Genomic DNA, 19,576 nt, shown 5'->3' on the forward strand with positions numbered 1-19,576 from the left:
TCAAAAGGATGAGGGTGATAAAGGGTAGAGAAATCATAGAAATGCCTCCTTTTAGAAGAATTTCTTTTTGATATCTTTACCGATTGTATAGCATAGAGCGACGAGGGCGACGCAGACTCCTGCTGAAACTACTGCTCCGCCGCTAACATCGACTAGTTCATCTTCCGTCAAGGTTACAAAGTTTTGTGTGAATTCTGTTGTCATTTAGTTTTCCTTTTTATTTTTTACTTGTTTTAGGGTAGCATCGACTGCCAAATAGATTGTGGCTGCAATGGCTAAATTCATATTGGGTTGAAACGCAATCAGATGTGCATCGTGTAACATGGTTAATCCGATAATGATGGCGAAAATAATGGTGTGTAAATGTCGTTTCATAAGCCTTATCCTAAAATGAAGCCAAGGGCTAGACCAGTGATGATGCATCCTCCGTAGATGATAAAAGGTGCTACCCCACCGTTGACATGAGTTAACTCTTCATCCGTCAGAGTAGTGAATTGATTGTCAATCAGTTGATTTGTTTGTGTCATAAGCTATCTCCTTTTCTAATGTATTATCTGTTATTACTTTCTTTGGCAACTACTTAAAGCCAAAAGTCCAAGAGGAATCAGGATGAAAGGGATGAAACCTCCAGTACATTCTTCTAGTTCAGCTTCGTTTAGTTTTGAAAACTTTTTATCAATTGTTGTCATGATATTTCCTTTCTGTTAGAGCACATTGGCTAGTGTTTTTCCTAGTTCGTAGCCTACTTGATAGATGCCATACATCAAAACGGGTGCTAGAATGCTAGCGAGTATGATGAGTGCCATTTTTTTATTTTTCCTTATTTTCATGATATCTCCTTACAGGATGATCAGTGATAAGAATAGTAATAGAATAAAAAATTGTGTATTCTTTTTCATGTTCGGTATTCCCTTTCCTTATTTATTTGCGGAAGAAGTAATACAAAAACCATGGGATGATAATGGGAGTATAGTACATCTGTGGTCCTCCTTTCTTTTTGTTTGGTCACTTATACTATTCGTATAAAAATCTGGAAATGGAAAAAATTTCTTAAAAAGTTTTAGAATGTTTGCATCTCTGAAACTAGTTTCAGAGGAATGGGATAATAGTTTAAAATATGAAACTATTATCAAAATGGCTCGACAATATTGTAAGCGCTTTAAAAATGCTATATAATAACCTTACAAGTACTCGAGTTGACGTAATAAACAAAGGAGATGGAATGTATGTCCAAGATCACAAAAGAAGAATTAATTCAACAGATCAAAGACGGCATTATCGTTTCTTGTCAGGCGCTTCCTCATGAACCTCTCTACACAGAGGCAGGAGGTGTGATTCCTCTCTTGGTCAAAGCAGCTGAGCAAGGAGGGGCGGTTGGAATCCGGGCGAATAGTGTCCGCGATATCAAAGAAATCAAGGAAGTAACAAAGCTTCCGATTATCGGGATCATCAAGAGAGATTATCCTCCTGAAGAACCATTCATTACTGCTACCATGAAAGAAGTAGATGAATTGGCCGTATTAGATATCGCAGTGATTGCCCTAGATTGTACCAAACGTCCGCGTCATGACGGTCTATCGATTGTCGACTTTATCCAGCAAGTGAAGGAGAAATATCCTGATCAACTCTTGATGGCAGATATCAGCACCTTTGAAGAAGGCTTAACAGCTGTCGAAGCAGGGGTTGACTTTGTCGGAACAACCTTATCGGGCTACACAGATTACAGCCCGAAAGTAGACGGACCTGACATTGACTTGATTCGCCAACTTTGCCAAGCGGGTGTCGATGTCATTGCGGAAGGTAAGATCCACTATCCTGCACAAGCCAAAGAAATTCATGACTTGGGTGTCAGAGGGCTTGTGGTAGGGGGAGCTATTACGCGACCTAAAGAAATTACAGAACGCTTCGTCGCAGCTTTAAAATAAAAAAAGAACAGTAAAAAGAGACAAGGAGGAAGCTAGGAAGAGAGAAATCATCCAGTAGAAATGAGAATATTTAACAATCACCGTCCTCAGTGAGGATACACTAAGTAAGAGAAATCTTACCGCAAACGTGAGGAGAAATCACATGAAAATGAAAAAAGTACTGTGCTCGTTGGTAGCTGGTGCGGCGGTGCTAGCACTTGCAGCTTGTGGATCTGGAGGAGGATCTAAGTCTGAATCTTCAAGCGATAACTCTGGTAAAACAGAAATCACTTGGTGGGCTTTCCCAGTCTTTACACAAGAAAAAGCTGAAGATGGTGTCGGAACCTACGAAAAATCAATTATCGAAGCCTTCGAAAAAGCCAATCCAGATATCAAAGTTAAACTAGAAACCATCGACTTCAAATCTGGTCCTGAAAAGATTACGACAGCTATCGAAGCTGGAACTGCTCCAGACGTGCTCTTTGACGCACCAGGGCGGATTATTCAATACGGTAAAAATGGTAAATTGGCTGACTTGAACGACCTCTTTACAGAAGATTTTGTAAAAGATGTCAACAACGACAATATCATCCAAGCTAGTAAAGCTGGCGACACTGCCTACATGTACCCAATCAGTTCAGCACCATTCTACATGGCGATGAACAAGAAGATGTTGGAAGATGCAGGAGTCCTAGACCTTGTCAAAGAAGGCTGGACAACAGACGACTTTGAAAAAGTCTTGAAAGCTTTGAAAGACAAAGGTTACACACCAGGATCACTCTTCAGTAACGGTCAAGGTGGAGACCAAGGTACTCGTGCCTTTATTGCTAACCTTTACGGTGGTTCTGTAACAGATGAAAAAGTAACCAAGTATACAACAGATGATCCAAAATTTGTCAAAGGTTTAGAAAAAGCTTCTAAATGGATCAATGATGGTTTGATGATGAATGGTTCCCAATTCGACGGTGGAGCAGACATCCAAAACTTCGCTAACGGACAAACTTCTTACACTATCTTGTGGGCGCCTTCACAAAACGGTATCCAAGCTAAATTGTTGGATGCAAGTAAAGTTGAAGTAGTCGAAGTGCCATTCCCATCTGATACAGGCAAACCAAAATTGGAATACCTTGTCAATGGTTTTGCAGTCTTCAACAACAAGGATGAAAAGAAAGTAGCAGCAGCTAAGAAATTTGTTCAATTCATCGCGGATGACAAAGAATGGGGTCCTAAGAACGTTGTTCGTACAGGTGCCTTCCCAGTTCGTAGCTCATTTGGTAAATTGTATGATGACAAACGGATGGAAACCATCAGCACTTGGACTCAATACTACTCACCATACTACAACACAATCGACGGCTTTGCAGAAATGCGTACACTTTGGTTCCCAATGTTGCAATCTGTTTCAAACGGGGATGAAAAAGCAGAACCAGCTTTGAAGACCTTTACTGAAAAAGCAAACGAAACGATCAAGAAAAAATAGATCATCTATGAAACTCAAATGATCCTTTCATAGAAATAAGAAAGCATAGGTCCCCTCGATTTCTTATCTCCATGTGTAGATTGAAAGAGGGGGCCTTCGTGTTTTCGCTCTCCTAATTATCATATGTAGGAAAGGGCAGTGCTATCCGTTCCACATAGGAATCAAGGAAAAAATAGAAAAAGAACATCAGGAGGTGCCTTATTGTGAAGGTAAACAAAATCCGAATGAGGGAGACGCTGGTTTCCTACGCATTCTTAGCACCCATTTTAATCTTCTTTATTGTCTTTGTATTAGCACCAATGATTATGGGGTTTGTCACTAGTTTCTTCAACTACTCGATGACCTCCTTCAAATTCGTTGGTCTTGAAAATTATTCCCGCATGTTTGCGGATAAGGTCTTTATCAAGTCCTTGATCAATACTGTCATCATCGTTATCGGCTCGGTTCCGATCGTAGTATTGTTCTCCTTGTTTGTGGCTTCTCAGACCTATCATCAAAATGCCATTGCGCGTTCCTTCTACCGTTTCGTCTTCTTCCTTCCAGTTGTTACAGGGAGTGTAGCGGTAACGGTTGTGTGGAAATGGATCTATGATCCGCTATCAGGGATTTTGAACTTTGTATTGAAATCTGGACATGTCATCAACCAAAACATTTCTTGGTTGGGAGACAAACACTGGGCTTTGATGGCCATTATCATCATCTTGTTGACCACCTCCGTTGGTCAACCAATCATCCTCTACATCGCTGCTATGGGAAATATTGATAATTCTCTCGTAGAAGCAGCGCGTGTCGATGGTGCGACAGAACTTCAAGTTTTCTGGAAGATCAAATGGCCAAGCTTATTGCCAACAACTCTTTACATTGCGATCATTACGACCATTAACTCTTTCCAATGTTTCGCCTTGATCCAATTGTTGACATCCGGTGGTCCTAACTACTCAACGAGTACCCTTATGTACTACCTTTACGAAAAAGCCTTTAAACTGTCTGAATACGGTTATGCCAACACCATGGGTGTCTTCCTTGCGGTGATGATTGCCATTATCAGTTTTGCGCAATTCAAGATTCTCGGAAACGACGTGGAATACTAAAGAAAGGAGCCTCAGATGAAACCAACACAAAAGAAACCCATCACTGCCTTTACAGTGATTTCAACGATCATTTTGCTCCTTTTGACGGTCTTGTTCATTTTCCCATTTTATTGGATTTTGACAGGGGCCTTTAAGTCTCAGCCAGATACCATTATGATCCCACCTCAATGGTGGCCAAAGACACCAACCATGGAAAACTTCCAACAATTGATGGTTCAAAACCCAGCTCTACAATGGTTGTGGAACAGTGTCTTTATTTCCCTTGCTACCATGCTTTTGGTGTGTATGACCTCTTCCTTGGCAGGATATGTCTTGGCTAAGAAACGCTTCTATGGTCAGCGGATTCTCTTTGCTACCTTTATCGCAGCCATGGCCCTTCCAAAACAAGTTGTCTTGGTTCCATTGGTACGTATTATCAACTTTATGGGAATCCATGATACTCTAGCAGCGGTTATTCTACCATTGGTTGGATGGCCATTCGGGGTCTTCTTGATGAAGCAGTTTAGTGAAAACATCCCAACAGAACTCTTAGAATCTGCTAAGATCGATGGTTGTGGAGAGTTGCGGACTTTCTGGAGCGTTGCCTTCCCAATTGTCAAGCCGGGGTTTGCAGCCCTTGCCATCTTTACCTTTATCAATACCTGGAACGACTACTTTATGCAATTGGTAATGCTGACCTCTCGTCAAAACTTGACTATTTCACTAGGGGTAGCGACCATGCAGGCTGAAATGGCCACCAACTATGGCTTAATCATGGCTGGGGCAGCCCTAGCTGCGGTACCAATCGTTACGGTCTTCCTCGTTTTCCAAAAATCCTTCACTCAAGGGATTACCATGGGAGCGGTCAAGGGATAAGCCGTCTGCTTGGACAAACGATAATAGTGTACAGATACTTTTTTCTAGGCTGAGAGGTGTGGGGCTCTTGCAGGCTTTACACCTCATCGGTGCCCTAGAGGGGGCAGGGGAAGAAATCACTTGTTTTCTTTTCTCGTCCTAAGAAGTGTCGAAAGGAAAAGTGTATGATATTTGATGATTTAAAAAACATCACCTTTTACAAAGGGATTCATCCCAATCTAGATCAGGCCATTGACTTTCTCTATGAGCATCGGAAGGATTCTTTTGAATTGGGAAGATACGACATTGATGGGGATAAGGTCTTTCTCGTCGTTCAAGAAAACACCCTCAATAAAGAAGAAAGCAATCGCTTTGAGCATCACAAAAAATATGCCGATTTGCATCTTTTGGTAGAAGGACATGAGTTTTCGAGTTATGGATCTCGTGTGACAGGTGAGGCGCTCGCCTTTGATGAAGCATCGGACATCGGTTTTGTCCATTGCCAGGAGTCTTATCCACTTCATCTGGGGTATCATAATTTTGCGATTTTCTTCCCAGGGGAACCTCATCAGCCCAATGGCTATGCGGGTCAAGAAGATACCGTTCGAAAACAGTTAGTGAAAATTTTAATCGATTAAGAGAGTCAGAAAGGAGACGGTATGTCACAAAGAGAAACAGGATTGATCAAAACAGTTTTTAATACTGACAATCTGGTGATGCGAATCAGCGAGAAAATAGCGGACTTAGTCACAGTCAATCTTCTTTTTGTGCTGAGCTGTCTGCCGATTGTCACAATCGGGATCGCAAAGATTAGTTTGTATCAAACGGTTTTTGCCATCAAACACCAGCGTCGCTTACCAGTCATTCGGACCTACATCAGCGCCTTTCGTGAAAATTGGAAGTTGGGGCTTCAGCTCGGAGGGATAGAGTTGCTCATTTCAGGGATCTGTCTCTTTGACTTGTTCCTCTTTTGGAGCCAGACAGCCTTGCCAATGCAGGTGTTAAAAGCTGTTTGTCTAGGGCTCTTTATCTTCCTAGTTCTGGTCATGCTAGCGGCCTATCCAATTGCGGCGCGTTACCAATTGACTTGGGTAGAATGCCTTCAAAAAGCTCTGATTGTATCTGGTTTGTATTTCCCATGGTTCTTCGTTATGGGGGCTCTCTTGTTGCTAGTAGCTATGGTGTTTATGACTTCTGTCTTAAGCTTTCTACTAGGACTCATGGTCTTCTTCTTGATTGGTTTTTCTAGCCTGACCTTCCTACAGGTTGGATTGATGGAAAAGATATTTGCTCGTTTTAAAGAATAAAAAAGAAAAATAGGATTTGGTAAACATTCGTGAAAGGAGAAAAGAATGTCAGATTTAAAAAAATATGAAGGAGTCATCCCGGCTTTTTATGCCTGTTATGATGACCAAGGAGAAATTAGCCCGGAGCGGGTACGTGCGCTGGTAGAATATTTTATCGCGAAAGGTGTGCAGGGCTTGTATGTCAACGGATCTTCCGGCGAATGTATCTACCAGAGCGTAGCCGATCGCAAGCTAGTCTTGGAAGAAGTCATGGCAGTGGCTAAAGGGAAATTGACCATCATCGCTCACGTGGCCTGCAACAATACCAAGGACAGCGTGGAATTGGCACGACATGCAGAAGAGCTAGGAGTAGATGCCATTGCGGCCATTCCGCCAATTTATTTCCGCTTGCCAGAATACAGTGTTGCCCACTACTGGAATGAAATCAGCGCAGCAGCGCCAAACACAGACTTTGTCATCTACAATATCCCGCAATTGGCAGGGGTGGCTTTGACACCGAGTCTGTATAAAGAAATGTTGAAAAATCCACGGGTGATTGGGGTGAAGAATTCCTCTATGCCTGTTCAGGATATCCAGACCTTTGCTTCTTTGGGAGGCGATGACCATATCGTCTTTAATGGTCCAGATGAACAATTCTTAGGTGGCCGCCTTATGGGAGCAGGAGCAGGTATTGGAGGCACCTATGGTGCTATGCCGGAGCTCTTCTTGAAACTCAATCAGCTGATTGCTGAGAAAGACTTGGAAACTGCGCGTGCCTTGCAGTTTGCCATCAATGGCATTATCGGAGTCTTGACGTCTGCTCATGGAAACATGTATGGCGTCATTAAAGAAGTCTTGCGGATCAATGAAGGTCTAGAACTGGGATCTGTTCGGAGTCCATTAAGTCCAGTAATTGAAGCAGACCAGGAAGTGGTCCAAAAAGCAGCTAGCTTAATCCGTGAAGTCAAGGAACGTTTCCTCTAAAAAAGAGTGTAAATCGGAAAGGAGAGGTGTATGGCCTATTACCTAGCGATTGATATCGGTGGGACCAATATCAAATATGGTCTGATTGATGAAGCAGAGAATTTGATCGAGTCGCATGAAATGCCGACAGAAGCTGAAAAAGGGGGACCTGGGATTCTAGGGAAAACCAAAGCTTTAGTAGAATCTTACCTCGAAGAAAATACCATTCTTGGAGTCTGTATTTCGTCAGCTGGGATGGTTGACCCCGATAAGGGGGAAATCTTTTATGCAGGCCCTCAGATTCCTAATTATGCAGGAACTCAGTTCAAAAAAGAAATTGAAGAGACCTATCAAATCCCCTGCGAAATTGAAAATGACGTCAACTGTGCTGGTTTAGCAGAAGTGATGTCAGGGAATGGCCAGGGGGCTCAAGTTGCCGTCTGTTTAACGGTTGGTACTGGCATTGGTGGCTGTCTCTTGATCAATGGGGAGATTTTCCATGGCTTTAGCAATTCTGCCTGCGAGGTAGGTTACCTTCATCTTCAAGATGGGGCCTTCCAAGATTTGGCCTCGACGACGGCTTTGGTTGAATATGTTGCCAAGCAGCATGGGGATCCTGTTGAACAATGGAGTGGTCGTCGCATTTTTAAGGAGGCGACTCAAGGAAATACCATCTGTATGGCAGGAATTGATCGCATGGTTGATTACTTGGGCAAGGGGCTTGCCAATATCTGTTATGTTGTCAATCCTCAAGTGGTCATTCTTGGTGGTGGAGTCATGGGACAGGAAGCTATTTTGAAACCAAGGATTTCAGCTGCCCTGAAAGACTCCCTCGTTCCAAGCCTAGCAGACAAGACGCACTTGGAGTTTGCGCATCATCAAAATACGGCAGGGATGATAGGAGCTTACTACCATTTCAAACAACAACAAGCCAGACGCAATTAAATCAAAAATGCTCACCACTTAGGTGAGCATTTTTGATTTAAAATAAAGTCTTCTGAAAAACTTTCCTTAGGTGAGTACGGACGTCAGCGAACTTCGAAGAAGTTCCATGACGTAGTTTTGGACCTAAGGTTCCAAAACTCCCTAGTTCCTGAAACACAAGTGTTTCAGAAACTTTTCTCACAGCGGAAAGTTTTTAATCTTCTTAAATGACTATAAATATAAGTCAATTTTTGAAAATTATCTAGCCGTTTTATGTAAAACAATAGTTTGTCTACATTCAAAAAATGCTCACCTAAGTGGTGAGCATCATTTTTTTAGAAAAAAACTAGAATGCAGAGGAAAGGATCCTCAGCTCCTGGTGATAAATCGGAAGATTAACGTCTACGTGAATCGTAGCCATTGAGTTTTTTGTTTTCCCAATAGCTATTGAAAATTTTCTCCTTGCGCTCCCGATCCATTTCAAGAAAGTGAGCGTAGATTAAATCAATCGTGGTTAAGAAGGGAAGGGTTGCCGTAATACGGTCAATATAAGTGCTTCCAGGTAGGGGAGCAACTGGTAAAATTTCCGTAAAGTCATCCTTGATAGCGTCTGGTTGAGCAGTAAGAAGAACCGTTTTTGCACCCATTTCTTGAGCATCTAAGAGACTATGGATAATCGAGCGTGTGGTTCCCGACAGAGAGAAGGCAATGACCAGACAGGATTTATCCAAGATACTGGTCGTCCATGCAAAGCCGTCTTGATCGGTTAAGGCCTCACAAACAACGCCAAGTCGGAGGAAACGAAGTTTCATCTCAGAAGCGACCAATCCTGAGCTTCCTTTTCCAAAGAAGTAGACCCGATCTGCTTGAGTGATTAAGTTGGCGACTTCTTTGATTTGGTCATCTTTGGCTAGGTTTTCTGTAGCCTGAAGGACCTGCTGGTAGCGACGCAAGACATCCTGGGTTAATTCGTCGTGCGGGGATTGTTGCTTTTGAGATTTGGTTTCTTCGTTAAAGTGATAAATAAATTCACGGTAGCCTGTGAAGCCACACTTTTGGGAAAAACGGGTCAAAGCAGCTTTTGATACATGCAACAGTTCCGTCACTCTAGACGAGGAAAGAGAGTGTTGCTGTGCTTCAGGAGATAAAAAATAGCGGGCAATGTCTAACTCTAGCTCCGTCATTTCTTCTTGATGGCTCTTAATAATGCTTCGGAGATCACGATCTTGTTTCACAGCGGTCCTCCTTTCAACTGAGGTTACACATGGAGAAAATCCTATAATATATTTCACAGTATAACATAAAAAACCGAGATATACAAGGAATACGACCAGCGAACGACTGAAAGAAGGAACAGAATCAGCATCTTTTTTGAAACAATTTTGTTACAAAATAACCTCTGGAAACAAAGGAAAGACACTGAAAAAAGTTGATGAAATATGTTATAATTTACACAAGAATTTGTTCCTTCTTGTAAAGGAATAGGTAAGGAGGTGGAGTGATGGCCAACGCAACTCTCGAAATGATGCAAGAGATTGAAATGGCGGCAGAAGCCGTTGTCGCAAGTTACGAGGATCAGGTCCAAGATTTGCGCCAACAGCTAGGTGATCACCTACAGGAGATAGCAGCATCCTATGACAAAGAGACTGCTAAGCTGGTTGCAGAGCGGGAAGAGTACTCGAAAGCGACGATTGCTAGCTTGGAAGCAGACCTTGCAGTGACCAGTCAACGCAATGACGAAAAGGTGCAACAAGCCATGACAGATAAGCGCGCAGCTTTGGTAGACGAAATTGTAGAAAAGGTGGTAGCAACCTATGGCAATTAGTCCAATGCAACACCTTTCTCTGGTTTTGCCCACAAATCTAATGGACGAGCTTCTCTTGTCGCTCCAGTCAGAGGAATCCGTCCAAATCTATGATTTGAGCGAGCAAGAGGATTGGCAAGTTGCCTTTCAGACGAGTGATGGGTCCAAAGGATCTGCTCTAAGAATGGATGAACTAAGATGTCGGGAAGAGCAGTTAGAAAAGGCTATTCAGGCCCTGGAGCCTTTTATTCCTCAGAAGAAGGGATTAGAAAAACTTAAAGAAGCTCCCTTGTCCTTGTCTTTTCACGATTTAGAATCTCATGGGGTCATCCGTGATGAGCAACGTCTTTTACAGTCCGTACAAAAACAATTGGCTGTCTTAGCAAAGGCTCGGGATCGCATCCAGCAAGCCCAAGAGGAAATTGTCTCTTTAGAAAAATGGGCAGGCTTGACGACAACGCCAGACCAGATCAAAGGTTTCCGTTATGTTCGTGGCTTAATCGGTACCATTCCGAATAGTGAACAGGATCAGGCGAGACAAGCCTTGCTAGCGCACCCGGATGTAGAAGTTGATGTGGTCTTCAGCTCGGAAACGGAACATGGAGTGGTAGTCTTGTATAAGTCTGGGGATTTAACAGACCTTCAAGATACGCTGACCAGTTCGCATTTCAAAGAGTTTGACTACCGAGGAGAGACGCTACCAAAAGAACGTTTGGAGCAACTCAAGAGAGAGATCAAAGAACAAGGTGCTGTCGAAGTAGCTACGTTGGAAACGCTCAGTCAAGCCAAGGAAGACCTCAACCAGCTCAAGTACCAACTCGATTATGTCTTGAGTCTAGGAGCTAGGGAAGAGGCCAAAGGCTCTCTTGCCAGTACAGCTCATTTGGTTGCATTAGAGGGATGGATTGAAACTGCTCAACTCGATGCTTTAAAAGCCAAACTTCAAAAGGAGTTTGGGAACCAAGTCGTCTTGCAGACACGTGAAGTCGCTCAAGAAGAATGGGACCAGGTACCCATCAAACTGAAAAACAATGCCTTGGTGGAGCCCTTCGAGTTAGTGACGGAAATGTATGCTCTGCCCAAGTATTACGAGAAAGATCCGACCCCAATCGTCTCTCTCTTCTACTTTGTTTTCTTCGGCATGATGGTAGCAGATATCGGCTATGGTCTCTTGTTGACGTTGGCAACTGGCTTTGCTCTAAAGGCCTTCCAGCTTCAGCCGAGCGCAGCAAAAAACCTTCGCTTTTTCTGCCTTTTAGGAATCTCGGTAGCCCTTTGGGGAGTCGTCTACGGTTCCTTCTTCGGCTTTGAGATGCCCTTTGCTTTGATCAGTACGACGACCAATGCCATGACTATCTTGATCCTATCGGTCGTCTTTGGTTTCATTACCGTTTTGGTCGGCCTTTTCCTAGGAGGGATGAAAAACGTTCGTCTGAAAGACTACACGGAAGCCTACAACGCAGGCTTTGCCTGGGTCTTGATCTTATTGGGCTTGATGCTCTTAGCAGTCGGAAACATCCTACCAGGTTTATCCTATCTAGTCCCCATTGGCCAGTGGCTAGCCATTCTCAATGCGATTGGCATTTTGGTCGTGTCCATTGTCAGTGCAAAGAAATTATCAGGACTTGCAGCAGGTCTCTTTAATCTCTACAACGTCAGTGGTTATGTCGGAGACTTGGTCAGCTTTACTCGTTTGATGGCGCTTGGTTTATCAGGGGCCAGCATCGGTTCAGCCTTTAACCTGATTGTCAATCTCTTCCCAACCCTGGGACGATTCACCGTCGGCCTTGTCCTCTTTGTCCTCCTCCATGCCATCAACATGTTCCTGTCCTTTTTATCAGGCTATGTGCATGGAGCCCGTTTGATATTTGTGGAGTTCTTTGGCAAGTTCTACGAGGGTGGTGGCAAGCCCTTCCGACCTCTAAAACCGTCGGAACGCTATGTCAAAACAAAAAAATAATTCAGTAAATCAATCATAAAAAATTTTATAGGAGTATATTCATGGAATCTTTAGCTTCATATTTCTCAACCCATGGGGGTGCCTTCTTTGCCGCACTTGGTGTAGCCATTGCAGTGGCTCTTAGTGGAATGGGTTCAGCCCTCGGTGTTGGTAAGACCGGTCAGGCTGCTGCCGCACTCTTGAAAGAACAGCCAGAAAAATTTGCCCAAGCCTTGATCTTGCAATTGTTGCCAGGTACACAAGGTTTGTACGGTTTCGTTATCGGGATCTTGATTTGGTTGCAAATTAAACCAGATATGGCTCTTGAAACAGGAGTTGCTTACTTCTTCACAGCCCTTCCAGTAGCGATTGTCGGCTATTTCTCAGCAAAACACCAAGGAAATGTCGCAACTGCTGGGATGCAAATCTTGGCAAAACGCCCTGAAGACATGATGAAAGGGGTTATCCTTGCGGCCATGGTTGAAACCTATGCCATCTTGGCCTTCGTTGTGTCCTTCCTTTTGACTCTTCGCGTCGGCTAATCTAGACACACCTCAGTCAAAGAAGAGGAATGTTCTCTTCGTCTATTATCGGTGGCGAAGAACTCCAAAGGAGGAAATAAAAACAATGACGGATTATTCCCAATTAAAGGATTCCATCCTTGAACAGGCCCATGAAAAAGGCCGGAAATTAGTGGCAGAAGCGACGGCCAAGGTTCAAGCAGAGTCCCAGTTGCAGGAAGCTCGTTTGGTAGAAGAAAAGTTACACCAACGGGCGGTTCAATTGCAGACCATTGAGCGCCGCTTGCAACGTGAAAGCCAACAAATCGAAAATCAAAAGCGCCAATCGACATTGGTCACCAAGCAACGGGTCTTAAAAGAGTTGTTTGCGGATGCCTACCAGAAAATGGCGACTTGGTCACGCCAAGAAGAGCTCGCATTTCTGCATCGCATTCTTCCTCGCTATGCAGATCAAGCAATGGTCTTAACGTTTGGTGCTGTGACGGCAGAAAAATTGACAGATCAAGATCGTCAGAATTTGATAGAGGCCTATCCACAGCTTCAATTAGCGAAAGAAACGCTTACCCAAGAGGCTGGTTTTGTCCTTTCCTTTGGCAAAGTGGATGCCAGCTACCTCTACCGTGATTTGGTTAATGCTGTGCGGGAGGAGCAAAGCTTCCATATGGCAGCCAGCATTTTTAAAGAAGAGAAAAACTAGGAGGGGCTATGAGTGAACGGACGTATTCTCAAGTAAATACCGGGATTAGTGTACGTGAAGCTAGTTTTTTGAGCCCGGCTCAGTTTGATGCCCTTCTGAATAGCTCCGATGCAGAAGCGCGTGCTAATCTCTTGCAAGGGACTGCCTATGCCTTGGAGGCAGATCAACTGCGTCAAGTCCAAGTGGTCGAGCAAGCCTTGATGAAGCACCTTCTAGCAGAGTACGATTGGGCTTATCAGGTAGCTCCGAACCCTGCGGTAGTCGACCTCTTTGCCCTCAAGTACACCTATCACAATCTCAAGGTCTTCTTGAAAGAGCGAGCAACGGGTCGGGATTTGAACTTCCTATTATTGGATGCGGGTCCCTATTCGCTTGCGGTTCTTGAACAAGTAGCCAAGACCTTTTCTTCAGAGAACTGCCCAGAGTTTATGGCTCAAGAAGTCGCAGCAACCTGGCAGGAATATGTCGACTATCAGGATATTCGAGTTCTGGAGATTGGCATGGATTTGGCTTACTTTGATCATCTCAAATGCTTGGCGAAAGATCTGGACCATCCACTTTTAGAATCGCTGGTCACCTTGACCATTGATTGTTACAATGTCATCACAGTTGAGCGGGCCCTCAGTTTGAAAAAGCCGAACAGCTTTATGAAGCAACTCTTGTCCGATGCAGGGACCCTCTCAGCAAGAGAAGTCATCCAGTGCGTCGAACAGGGAAACCTCATCAGTTGGTTCCAACAAGTCAATCCCTTGCCTTATGATGTGGAATTGACACAGTATGAGGAGCAGATGCGAGCAGGCAGAGTAACTGCTGAGACAGTGGAATACCTGGAGCATGTGCTTAAGTACCGAATATTGGAACAAGCTTCCTTTGAGATAGACGGGCCCTTGCCTTTAGCTCGCTATCTCTTTGGAAAAGAGCTGGAGGTGAAGAACCTTCGTTTGGTCTTGACGGGTCTGGATAATCAGCTCCCGATTGACAAAATAAAAGAAAGGATGAGACCAATCTATGGCCAGTAAAACGCAAAAAATTGCCGTTGTGGGAAACCGAGATGCCATCCTTCCTTTTCAAATGATTGGCTTTCAGACCTTTCCCGTAGCAGAGGCTCAGGAAGCCATCAATACCTTACGTCACTTGAGCCAAGAAGATTTTGGCATCATCTATCTGACGGAGGATATGGCTCAGGAAATCCCAGATACCATTGCCTACTATGATCGCCAAGTAACCCCAGCCGTCATCTTGATCCCTACTCATAAGGGAACGACTGGACTGGGCCAACAGCGGATTCGTGATAATGTCGAAAAAGCAGTAGGACAGGATATTTTATGAGAACAAATGAATTTGGCCAAGCGATTGGCGATGCACTGCCGGATTTTACACCGGGGCGTCTGCCAGCTATTGAGCGGATCGAAGGTCGCTATACCGTGATCGAGCGCCTCTCAAAAGAAAAACATGGAGCAGATCTTTATCAGGTCTACGGGCCGGACTCTCCAGCAGCGATGTGGACCTTTCTGTTCAAAGGCCCTGCCCGCAATGAAGAGGAGTGGGACCGCTTATTAGATGATCTCATGACAGATCAAGGTCGCTTTTACTATGCGATTGTAGACAAAGATTCAGGCAAGGCTTTGGGGACTTTCTCTCTCATGCGGATCGATCAAGCCAATCGGGTGATCGAAGTCGGAGCAGTGACCTACTCACCAGCGCTCCAAAAAACACGCATGGCTACGGAAGCCCAGTATCTCTTAGCGCGCTACGTGTTTGAAGATTTAGGCTACCGTCGCTATGAGTGGAAATGTGATGCCCTAAACCAAGCATCTCGCAAAGCAGCTGAGCGCTTAGGGTTCACCTATGAAGGCTGTTTCCGTCAGGCTGTTGTTTATAAAGGTCGGACCCGTGATACAGACTGGTTGTCCATCATTGACCAAGAATGGCCAGCTATCAGACAGCGGCTAGAAGCTTGGTTGGATCCAAGCAATTTCGATGCCAATGGCCAACAAAAGCAAGCTCTAAGAGAGATAGCACAAAAGTAAAACAAAGAAACAAAGGATTCCCAGGAGGAATACATGACTCAAGGAAAAATTATTAAAGTTTCTGGTCCCTTGGTGGTTGCATCAGGGATGCAGGAGGCTAATATCCAAGACATTTGCCGGGTCGGCGATCTTGGTTTGATTGGCGAAATTATTGAGATGCGGCGTGACGAAGCCTCTATCCAAGTATATGAAGAAACGTCTGGAGTTGGTCCAGGTGAACCAGTGGTAACAACCGGAGCTCCCCTCTCTGTCGAGTTGGGACCAGGCTTGATTTCTCAGATGTTTGACGGGATCCAACGTCCCTTGGAACGCTTCCAAGAAGTCACCGCCAGTGACTTCCTTATTCGTGGGGTACAAGTTCCAAATCTAGACCGTGACACCAAATGGACCTTCGAACCAAGCGTGGCAGAAGGAACAGAGGTAGTTGCCGGAGACATCGTCGGTACGGTTCAAGAGACCAATATGGTCGAACACCGCATCATGGTACCCTTTGGAGTCAGTGGACGTGTGACCAAGATTGCAGCAGGTTCATACACGGTAGAAGAGCCGGTTTATGAGATCGAGCAGGCAGATGGCAGTCTCTTTACTGGTACTTTGATGCAAAAATGGCCAGTTCGTCGAGGACGTCCCTTTGCACAAAAACTCATTCCAGTAGAGCCTTTGGTCACCGGTCAACGGGTCATTGATACCTTCTTCCCAGTGACAAAAGGTGGTGCTGCAGCTGTTCCTGGTCCTTTCGGAGCTGGAAAAACCGTCGTGCAACACCAGGTGGCTAAGTTTGCCAATGTGGACATCGTGATTTACGTTGGTTGTGGGGAACGTGGAAATGAAATGACAGACGTTCTGAATGAGTTTCCAGAATTGATCGATCCAACAACCGGCCAATCCATCATGCAACGGACGGTTCTGATTGCCAACACTTCGAACATGCCAGTGGCAGCGCGGGAAGCTTCCATCTACACAGGGATTACCATTGCCGAATACTTCCGTGATATGGGCTATTCCGTTGCCATCATGGCCGATTCGACGTCGCGCTGGGCAGAAGCTCTTCGTGAAATGTCTGGTCGTCTAGAAGAAATGCCCGGAGATGAAGGCTACCCGGCCTATCTTGGTAGCCGGATTGCCGAATACTACGAACGTGCCGGCCGGGTTAAGACACTCGGAACGACTGCGCGTGAAGGTTCTATTACCGCTATCGGTGCTGTTTCCCCTCCGGGTGGAGATATCTCAGAGCCCGTAACGCAAAACACCTTGCGGATTGTTAAGGTCTTCTGGGGACTGGATGCTCAGTTGGCGCAACGTCGCCACTTCCCAGCCATCAACTGGTTGAGCTCTTATTCCCTTTACCAAGATGAGGTAGGCCAATATATCGATCAGCATGAGCAGATTAGCTGGGCAGAAAAAGTCACCCGCGCCATGAATCTGTTGCAAAAAGAGAGTGAATTGCAAGAGATTGTGCGCTTGGTTGGTCTGGACTCCTTGTCTGAAAAAGACCGCTTGACTATGAATGCGGCCAAGATGATCCGTGAAGACTACCTGCAACAAAATGCCTTTGATGAGGTAGACACCTATACTTCTTTCAGCAAGCAGGTGGCCTTGTTGACCAACATTTTGACCTTTGATCAAGAAAGTCAAAAAGCATTGGAATTAGGGGCTTACTTCACAGAAATCATGGAAGGAACGGTAGACCTTCGGGACCGCATTGCCCGTAGTAAGTTCATACATGAGGATCAGTTGGCCACCATTCAAACCCTGAAAGAAGAAATCGTAGAAACCCTACACCAAATCGTAGCCCAAGGAGGAGTAGACAATGAGCGTGATTAAAGAATACCGTACTGTCAGCGAAGTTGTTGGCCCCTTGATGATTGTCGATCAGGTCCAAGGGGTTCACTACAATGAACTCGTAGAAATCAAGCTCCATGACGGAACGACTCGCCAGGGACAAGTCCTTGAAGTCCAAGAAGACAAGGCCATGGTCCAGCTCTTTGAAGGATCTAGCGGGATCAACCTAGAAAAAGCCAAGGTCCGCTTTACCGGGCGTCCTCTAGAACTTCCAGTGTCCGAAGACATGGTGGGCCGCATCTTTAACGGGATGGGCAAACCCATTGATGGTGGTCCGGAGATTATCCCAGAGAAGTACTTGGACATTGATGGACAAGCCATCAACCCAGTATCTCGGGACTATCCAGATGAATTTATCCAGACAGGAATCTCGGCCATTGACCACTTGAATACCCTGGTTCGGGGCCAAAAACTCCCAGTCTTCTCCGGTTCTGGTCTTCCTCACAAGGAGTTGGCAGCTCAGATTGCCCGTCAAGCGACGGTACTGAATTCCGAAGAAAACTTTGCCGTGGTCTTTGCGGCCATGGGGATTACTTTTGAAGAAGCAGAGTTCTTTATGAATGACCTTCGGGAAACAGGAGCCATTGACCGCTCTGTTCTCTTTATCAACCTAGCCAATGACCCAGCTATCGAGCGGATAGCCACTCCTCGGATTGCCTTGACAGCGGCAGAATATTTGGCCTATGAAAAAGACATGCATGTCTTGGTCATCATGACCGACATAACCAACTACTGTGAAGCCCTTCGGGAAGTATCCGCTGCTCGCCGGGAGGTTCCAGGACGTCGGGGTTATCCAGGTTACCTCTATACCAACCTATCCACCCTCTACGAACGTGCCGGACGCTTGGTTGGAAAGAAAGGATCTGTGACCCAGATTCCGATCCTCTCCATGCCGGAAGATGACATCACCCACCCTATTCCTGACTTGACAGGCTACATCACCGAAGGTCAGATTATTCTGTCCCGTGATCTCTACAACAGTGGCTACCGTCCACCGATCAATGTCCTTCCATCTCTATCTCGTTTGAAAGACAAGGGATCTGGTGAAGGGAAGACTCGGAAAGATCATGCGGCGACCATGAACCAGCTCTTTGCGGCCTATGCCCAAGGGAAACAAGCAAAAGAGTTAGCCGTGGTGCTTGGGGAGTCTGCCTTGTCAGATACAGACAAGCTCTATGTCAAATTTACTGATCGCTTTGAGAAGGAATACATCAATCAAGGCTTTACTACCAATCGGAGCATTCAAGAAAGTCTAGATCTGGGCTGGGAATTGCTGGCTATCTTGCCAAGGACAGAGCTCAAGCGGATCAAGGATGATATGATCGACGAATACCTCCCAAAAACTTCCAAGGAAGCACAAGCCTAGGAGTAGAAAGGAGGAAGTCAAATGGCACGATTAAATGTCAAACCCACCCGGATGGAGTTAAACACCCTCAAAGAGCGCCTGAAGACAGCAACTAGAGGGCATAAACTTCTCAAGGACAAACGAGACGAGCTCATGCGACGCTTCATCGAATCGGTCCGTGAAAATGACCGCCTCCGCCAGAAGGTTGAGGCAGCTCTCGTCGGAAATATGCAAGAATTTGTCCTCGCCAAATGTCTGGAAAATGACCTCATGGTCCAGGAAATCTTTGCGGTGCCGACGCGTGAGGTTAGCCTGCATATCGAGACGGAGAATATCATGAGTGTGCGCGTGCCCAAGATGCATGCCCATATCGATAATCCGTATGGAGACGATGAGGGAGACGTGGTCTACAGCTACGTGGCTTCCAATAGTCAGATGGATAGCACCATTCAAGAAATGGAAGAACTCCTCCCAGACCTGCTTCGTCTAGCTGAGATTGAAAAAACTTGCCAGCTCATGGCCGATGAGATCGAAAAAACGCGCCGTCGGGTAAATGGACTGGAGTATGCGACCATTCCAGACCTCAAGGAGACCATCTATTATATCGAAATGAAACTCGAAGAAGCCGAACGCGCCAATCTGGTCAGAATGATGAAGGTCAAATAAGATATAAAGCCCACAAAATGCAAGATGAAATTAGGAAATCCAACGACGGAGTGATTGCTCCTAGTTGGATTTATCTTTTTCCAAAGAGTTGTAGGCGTGTTCTATTAACAAGATACAAAGCCGTTAAAAATAGCACCCGAGTGATGTCTACAGGAAACGAACTTAGGGTGTTTTTAGCTTCTATTTTCGCTGAAAAATTCTCTAAAATCTCTTTGTTCAGGGCGTTTGAAGGCTTCTGATACAACAAATT

General features: G+C 45.1%; 23 protein-coding genes. 18 read left to right on the plus strand and 5 right to left on the minus strand.

Annotated elements, in window-relative coordinates:
• Positions 1-51 precede the first annotated feature (51 nt).
• The 4 genes from LXO72_RS07790 to LXO72_RS10160 are packed head-to-tail and all read right to left on the minus strand — an operon-like array spanning position 52 to position 689.
• A complete protein-coding gene (locus tag LXO72_RS07790; protein ID WP_233332014.1) occupies positions 52-204 on the minus strand; it encodes a class IIb bacteriocin, lactobin A/cerein 7B family in 153 nt (50 codons plus the stop codon).
• The gene (locus LXO72_RS07795) at positions 205-375 is read right to left on the minus strand and encodes a hypothetical protein (RefSeq protein ID WP_164555422.1); all 171 of its coding nucleotides are present in this window, start codon (positions 373-375) and stop codon (positions 205-207) included. It abuts the gene before it with no gap.
• A gap of 5 nt (positions 376-380) precedes the next feature.
• The gene (locus LXO72_RS07800) at positions 381-527 is read right to left on the minus strand and encodes a class IIb bacteriocin, lactobin A/cerein 7B family (protein WP_233332015.1); all 147 of its coding nucleotides are present in this window, start codon (positions 525-527) and stop codon (positions 381-383) included.
• Between the two features lie 33 nt (positions 528-560).
• Positions 561-689 (minus strand): hypothetical protein, encoded by a 129-nt coding sequence (locus tag LXO72_RS10160; protein ID WP_267913793.1) that lies wholly within the window; start codon positions 687-689, stop codon positions 561-563.
• A 537-nt stretch (positions 690-1,226) separates the two neighbouring features.
• On the opposite strand from LXO72_RS10160, the gene LXO72_RS07805 reads away from it, so the two are divergent.
• The 8 genes from LXO72_RS07805 (at position 1,227) to LXO72_RS07840 (ending at position 8,503) form a co-directional block, all read left to right on the plus strand.
• Positions 1,227-1,925, plus strand: a complete 699-nt coding sequence (locus tag LXO72_RS07805) for an N-acetylmannosamine-6-phosphate 2-epimerase (RefSeq protein ID WP_048788698.1) — start codon at positions 1,227-1,229, stop codon at positions 1,923-1,925.
• A 142-nt stretch (positions 1,926-2,067) separates the two neighbouring features.
• Complete coding sequence (locus tag LXO72_RS07810; protein ID WP_233332016.1) at positions 2,068-3,384, plus strand: extracellular solute-binding protein; 1,317 nt, start codon at positions 2,068-2,070, stop codon at positions 3,382-3,384.
• 203 nt (positions 3,385-3,587) lie between these two features.
• The gene (locus LXO72_RS07815) at positions 3,588-4,475 is read left to right on the plus strand and encodes a carbohydrate ABC transporter permease (RefSeq protein WP_048717104.1); all 888 of its coding nucleotides are present in this window, start codon (positions 3,588-3,590) and stop codon (positions 4,473-4,475) included.
• A 15-nt stretch (positions 4,476-4,490) separates the two neighbouring features.
• Positions 4,491-5,330, plus strand: a complete 840-nt coding sequence (locus tag LXO72_RS07820) for a carbohydrate ABC transporter permease (protein ID WP_048717106.1) — start codon at positions 4,491-4,493, stop codon at positions 5,328-5,330.
• Between the two features lie 164 nt (positions 5,331-5,494).
• Positions 5,495-5,947 carry a YhcH/YjgK/YiaL family protein gene (locus tag LXO72_RS07825; protein ID WP_233332017.1) on the plus strand — a complete coding sequence of 151 codons (453 nt, stop codon included), beginning with the start codon at positions 5,495-5,497 and terminating at the stop codon, positions 5,945-5,947.
• Positions 5,948-5,968: 21 nt separating this feature from the next.
• The gene (locus LXO72_RS07830) at positions 5,969-6,616 is read left to right on the plus strand and encodes a YesL family protein (RefSeq protein WP_233332018.1); all 648 of its coding nucleotides are present in this window, start codon (positions 5,969-5,971) and stop codon (positions 6,614-6,616) included.
• Positions 6,617-6,661: 45 nt separating this feature from the next.
• Complete coding sequence (locus tag LXO72_RS07835; protein WP_233332019.1) at positions 6,662-7,579, plus strand: dihydrodipicolinate synthase family protein; 918 nt, start codon at positions 6,662-6,664, stop codon at positions 7,577-7,579.
• A gap of 30 nt (positions 7,580-7,609) precedes the next feature.
• Positions 7,610-8,503, plus strand: coding sequence for an ROK family protein (locus tag LXO72_RS07840; protein WP_233332020.1), 894 nt, complete (start codon positions 7,610-7,612; stop codon positions 8,501-8,503).
• Between the two features lie 374 nt (positions 8,504-8,877).
• Here the strand turns inward: LXO72_RS07840 and LXO72_RS07845 are convergent, their stop codons facing one another.
• Positions 8,878-9,717 carry a MurR/RpiR family transcriptional regulator gene (locus tag LXO72_RS07845; protein WP_126403602.1) on the minus strand — a complete coding sequence of 280 codons (840 nt, stop codon included), beginning with the start codon at positions 9,715-9,717 and terminating at the stop codon, positions 8,878-8,880.
• A 266-nt stretch (positions 9,718-9,983) separates the two neighbouring features.
• On the opposite strand from LXO72_RS07845, the gene LXO72_RS07850 reads away from it, so the two are divergent.
• The 10 genes from LXO72_RS07850 (at position 9,984) to LXO72_RS07895 (ending at position 19,326) form a co-directional block, all read left to right on the plus strand.
• Positions 9,984-10,307, plus strand: a complete 324-nt coding sequence (locus tag LXO72_RS07850; RefSeq protein WP_233332021.1) for a hypothetical protein — start codon at positions 9,984-9,986, stop codon at positions 10,305-10,307.
• Positions 10,297-12,246: a V-type ATP synthase subunit I gene (locus LXO72_RS07855; protein ID WP_233332022.1), complete on the plus strand. Its 1,950-nt coding sequence runs from the start codon at positions 10,297-10,299 to the stop codon at positions 12,244-12,246. The genes LXO72_RS07850 and LXO72_RS07855 overlap by 11 nt, the downstream gene beginning before the upstream one ends.
• A 41-nt stretch (positions 12,247-12,287) precedes the next feature.
• Complete coding sequence (locus LXO72_RS07860) at positions 12,288-12,767, plus strand: V-type ATP synthase subunit K (protein WP_023024938.1); 480 nt, start codon at positions 12,288-12,290, stop codon at positions 12,765-12,767.
• 85 nt (positions 12,768-12,852) lie between these two features.
• Positions 12,853-13,443, plus strand: a complete 591-nt coding sequence (locus LXO72_RS07865; RefSeq protein ID WP_233332023.1) for a hypothetical protein — start codon at positions 12,853-12,855, stop codon at positions 13,441-13,443.
• A gap of 8 nt (positions 13,444-13,451) precedes the next feature.
• The gene (locus tag LXO72_RS07870) at positions 13,452-14,462 is read left to right on the plus strand and encodes a V-type ATPase subunit (RefSeq protein ID WP_233332024.1); all 1,011 of its coding nucleotides are present in this window, start codon (positions 13,452-13,454) and stop codon (positions 14,460-14,462) included.
• Positions 14,452-14,772, plus strand: a complete 321-nt coding sequence (locus tag LXO72_RS07875; RefSeq protein ID WP_233332025.1) for a V-type ATP synthase subunit F — start codon at positions 14,452-14,454, stop codon at positions 14,770-14,772. Before LXO72_RS07870 ends, LXO72_RS07875 begins: the two co-directional genes overlap by 11 nt.
• Entirely contained in the window at positions 14,769-15,473 is a 705-nt protein-coding gene (locus tag LXO72_RS07880; RefSeq protein ID WP_233332026.1) for a GNAT family N-acetyltransferase, read from the plus strand. Before LXO72_RS07875 ends, LXO72_RS07880 begins: the two co-directional genes overlap by 4 nt.
• A 33-nt stretch (positions 15,474-15,506) precedes the next feature.
• Positions 15,507-17,297 (plus strand): V-type ATP synthase subunit A, encoded by a 1,791-nt coding sequence (locus LXO72_RS07885; RefSeq protein WP_233332027.1) that lies wholly within the window; start codon positions 15,507-15,509, stop codon positions 17,295-17,297.
• Positions 17,284-18,681, plus strand: a complete 1,398-nt coding sequence (locus tag LXO72_RS07890) for a V-type ATP synthase subunit B (protein WP_233332028.1) — start codon at positions 17,284-17,286, stop codon at positions 18,679-18,681. The genes LXO72_RS07885 and LXO72_RS07890 overlap by 14 nt, the downstream gene beginning before the upstream one ends.
• A gap of 21 nt (positions 18,682-18,702) precedes the next feature.
• On the plus strand, positions 18,703-19,326 hold the full coding sequence (locus tag LXO72_RS07895) for a V-type ATP synthase subunit D (RefSeq protein ID WP_023027505.1): 624 nt from the start codon (positions 18,703-18,705) through the stop codon (positions 19,324-19,326).
• Positions 19,327-19,576 lie beyond the last annotated feature (250 nt).

It is taken from the genome of Streptococcus sp. XMC (assembly GCF_021341835.1).
GTDB lineage: Bacteria > Bacillota > Bacilli > Lactobacillales > Streptococcaceae > Streptococcus.